Source organism: Actinomadura miaoliensis, assembly GCF_039536785.1.
GTDB classification, from domain to species: Bacteria; Actinomycetota; Actinomycetes; order Streptosporangiales; family Streptosporangiaceae; genus Spirillospora; species Spirillospora miaoliensis.
Window position 1 is genome coordinate 1 of sequence record NZ_BAAAZG010000032.1, and the last position, 4,230, is coordinate 4,230.

Genomic DNA, 4,230 nt, shown 5'->3' on the forward strand with positions numbered 1-4,230 from the left:
TTCTGTCGGGAGGTTCCCCGGGGCCGTCCGCCGTCTCCGGCGTCCCGCATCCCCTTGGGGCACGAAGAAGATTAGGGAGGTCCGACGGAGTCGTCAAATCGGGCCGGGCGGGCCGAACCCAGCCCCGCGAGCCTCGGCGGAGCTCGACGTCGTCCCCGAGGCTGGAGCGTTCGCCACGCCCCTGCTCACCGACCGCATTCAGGTAGACGGCGCGATGCTCGACGAGGACCACTTCCTGGCCAACCTGCAGAAGAACGGCACCTACTCGGTTGCGCCATCCATGGCGCGCCCGCAGATAGGCGGCCCACCTTGGAGGTCTTCGGTCTCCCGCAGGCCGGGGTGCCCAGGTCGACGCGGCCGAGGGCATGCCGCTGTCAGTGTGGAGCCGCAGTGCACGGCTCGCACCACCCCCAGTCTGTGATCGCCGCCGGTGCGGCCGAGCGCGGGCGGCGCGCAGAACGAGAGCCGAGATGACCAGGCGATGACGCCACGCGAACCTCGACATCATGGGCAGCGGCCAAGGCTCGGTGACCACCGCCAGCCCCCATCGCCCGCGCGTCGCCGCCACGGGCGGAACGGGGCGCCGACGGAGACAATGGCGACCATCGTGTCTTCCGTGCCGCCGCGGCCCCGCCACCCCCGCGCCGGCTCGGTGCCCAGCGGCTCGGCCTGCTCCGCGACCGCCACGCCTCCGAGGTCGATCCGCGACGTGGCAGGCGGCCGGCGCCGCCGTGTGGTTGTTCGCCGCAGGCAGCGTCATCCCGCTTCCGTCACCCGCCCAATCGGACAGGAGGAGCGGCACCATCGGCTGGAGGTCTGCGTCCGCTCGGATGCCCTCAGGCGTCCGGGCGGACGCAGACCATGCCGGGTCAGGAACGGACGACCTCGACGCCGCCGATGTTGCGCTTGCCCCGGCGCAGGACCAGGAAGCGGCCGTGCAGCAGGTCGTCGGGCGACGGGACGGCGTCCTCGGCCTCGACCTTGGTGTTGTTGAGGTACGCGCCGCCCTGTGTGATCGTGCGGCGGGCCTCGGACTTGCTCTTGCACAGGCCGGAGGAGGCGAGCAGGTCGGCCACGGGCGGCAGCTCGCCTGGCTGGACCTCGGCGCGCGGCACCTCGGCCAGCGCCGCCTGCAGGGTCCGCTCGTCCAGGTCCCGCAACTCGCCCTGGCCGAACAGGGCCCGGGACGCGGCGATCACGCGGGCGCACTCCTCGGCGCCGTGCACCAGCGTGGTGACCTCCTCGGCGAGCGCGCGCTGCGGTATGCGGGCGGCGGGCCGTTCGGCGCCCTGCTTGAACAGTTCCTCGATCTCCTCCCGGGAGCGGAAGCTGAAGACCTTCAGGTAGCGCTCCACGTCCCGGTCGTCGGCGTTGATCCAGAACTGGTAGAAGGCGTACGGCGAGGTCAGCTCGGGGTCGAGCCAGTAGGTCTCGCCGCCGGCGGTCTTGCCGAACTTGCTGCCGTCGGCCTTGGTGAGCAGGGGTGTGGTCAGGGCGTGCGCGGAGCCGCCCTCGACGCGCCGGATGAGGTCGACGCCGGCGGTGAGGTTGCCCCACTGGTCGCTGCCGCCGGTCTGCAGGCGGCAGCCGTACCGGCGGTACAGCTCCAGGTAGTCCATCGCCTGCAGCAGCACGTAGCTGAACTCGGTGTAGCTCATGCCCGTGGTGTCCAGGCGCTTGCGGACGGTCTCGCGGGCCAGCATCCGGTTGACCGGGAAGTGCTTGCCGATGTCGCGCAGGAACTCGATGGCGCTCATCGGGCCGGTCCAGTCGAGGTTGCTGACCATAAGGGCGCCGGTCGGGCCGTCCCCGAAGTCCAGGAACCGCGACACCTGGCCGCGGATGCGCTCCACCCAGCCGGCGACGGTCTCCTCGGAGTTCAGGACGCGTTCGGCGCTCTTGCCGCTGGGGTCGCCGATCAGCCCGGTGGCGCCGCCGACCAGCCCGATCGGCCGGTGTCCGGCCTTCTGGAAGCGCCGCAGGGTGAGGATCTGGATGAGGTTGCCCAGGTGCAGCGACGGCGCGGTCGGGTCGAACCCGCAATACAGCGTGACCGGCCCCGCGGCGAGCAGCGTCCGCAGGTCATCCAGATCGGTGGACTGCGCGATCAGATCGCGCCACGCCAGATCGTCCAGGATGTCGGTCACGTTCTTCCTCGATTTCGGATACGTCCATCATGGTGCGGATGGACCGCCGATACGTCGCGGTCCTCCCCCGCGCGGAAGCCGGGGGGTCCTAGACACCTTACGGGCTCAGCACAGCTGATGCCTCATCGATCTCACCGCCCCGGCGGCTCCACGAACCGGGGCGTGGCCTCCTCGGATGCCCTTCCCCTGCACGGACGTTCGTCTCCCGTCCGCCGCTCACCCGTACCGGGCCACGGTGCCATCGACCATGGCCCCGACGACGAGGGGTCGTCGGCCGACAATGGCCGAGAACCTCCGCGGGTCCCGGCAACGCTCGCCACCCGAGGCTCAATAGGCGTCATTGGCCACGGAGACGGCGATCACCCAGCGGAGGGAAGCCGCCCGCGTCCGGATCGGGCGATGGTGTGGGGTGCGCCGCCTGGTCCGCGCCTCGTCTTTCGGGCTCGACAGGTGCGGCCGCGTGAATATGACGTGTGGTTTCCGCACGCGGATGACATCGCGGAATTTCGGCGCCCGTCTCGGTGCGCGGGGCGTCCGGCGAATGGGGCGCGAAGCGGATCCGCGAAAACGGCGGCGGTCTAGGATCCGATCATGCTTTTCGGGCGGGGGCGAGAACAAGCGGTGATAGATCGGTTACTGGCGGACGTCCGGCTGGGGCGGAGCGGGGCGCTGGTGCTGCGGGGAGAGGCCGGGATCGGCAAGTCCGCCTTGCTGGACTACGCGGCGGCGGCGGCCGGGGACGGCGTGCGGGTGCTGCGCGGCGCGGGAGTCGAGCCGGAGATGGAGCTGCCCTTCGCGGGACTGCATCTGCTGCTGCGCCCGGCGCTGGAGGGCATCGGGCGGCTGCCCGCGCCGCAGGCCGAGGCGCTGCGCGGCGCGCTCGGCCTGGTGCCCGCGCCCGGAAAGGACCTTTTCCTGGTGGGCCTGGCGGTACTGACGCTGCTGGCCGACCTGGCCGAGCGGTGTCCGCTGGTGTGCCTGGTCGACGACGCGCACTGGCTGGATCACGCCTCGGCCGAGGCGCTGCTGTTCGCCGCTCGCCGTCTGGAGGCCGAGGGCGTCGCCTTGGTCTTCGCCGCTCGTGACGACGACCGGCCCTTCCCCGCCCCCGGCGTCGCCGAGCTGCGCCTTGACGGGCTGGACGCCGCGGCCGCCGCCGAGCTGCTGGCCGAGCGGGCCGCGGACCTGCCGCCGCGGGTGCGGGACCGCATCCTGGAGGACGCCCTGGGCAATCCGCTGGCCCTGCTGGAACTGCCCGCCACGCTCAGTCCCGCCCAGCGTCGCGGTGAACTGCCCGTGCGGGCCGTGGGTCTCGGCGAGGTGACCGCCTCCAGCCGGCTCAGGCAGACCTTCTGCGACCGCGTCGCCGCCCTTCCCGGCGGGACCGGAGCGCTGCTGCTGGTCGCCGCCGCCGATGACACCGGACGCCTGGACGTGGTGCTGGAGGCGGCCGGGCGGCTGGGCGCGTCGCTCGCCGACATCGCACCGGCCGAGACCGCACGGCTCGTCCGGGTCACCGACGGCCGGCTGGTGTTCCGCCATCCGCTGATCCGCGCCGCCGTCTACCAGAACGCGCCGGTCACCCTCCGGCTGGCCACGCACCGCGCACTGGCCGAGTCCCTGGACGGCCATGCCGACGACGCCGACCGGCGCGCCTGGCACCTGGCGTCGGCCGCCACCGGACCGGACGAGGACACGGCCGCCGCGCTGGAACGCTGTGCCGAGCACGCCCGCACGCGGGGAGGTTACGCCGCGGTCGCCGCCGCATACGAGCGGGCCGCCCAGCTCACCCCCGCGCGGCTGGACCGTGGCCGCCGCCTGGTGGCCGCGGCCACGGCCGCCCTGGACGCCGGCTGGTGGCGGCGGGCCACCGAGCTCGCCGAAGCGGCCATCCCCGATCTGGAGGACCCGCCGGCCCTGGCGCGGGCCGCGCAGGTCCGCGCCGCCGTCGCCACCGCCGAGGGCCGTCCGCGGGCCGCGCACGCCCTGCTGACAGAGGCGGCGGGCATGCTCACCGGACGGGACGACGACACCGCGGCGGCCATGTACTCCGAGGCGACCACCGCCGCGTGGCTCGCCGCCG

Annotated in this window: 2 protein-coding genes; one reads left to right on the forward strand and one right to left on the reverse strand. The window is 73.1% G+C overall.

The genetic code is table 11. The features are described 5' to 3' along the window. Nucleotides 1–869: 869 nt before the first annotated feature. Nucleotides 870–2,147 carry a tyrosine--tRNA ligase gene (gene tyrS / locus ABD811_RS22810; RefSeq protein ID WP_344951191.1) on the reverse strand — a complete coding sequence of 426 codons (1,278 nt, stop codon included), beginning with the start codon at nt 2,145–2,147 and terminating at the stop codon, nt 870–872. 621 nt (nt 2,148–2,768) lie between these two features. Here tyrS and ABD811_RS22815 point away from each other — a divergent pair. Next, the coding region (locus ABD811_RS22815; protein WP_344951194.1) for an AAA family ATPase at nt 2,769–4,230 on the forward strand (1,462 nt) is incomplete at its 3' end.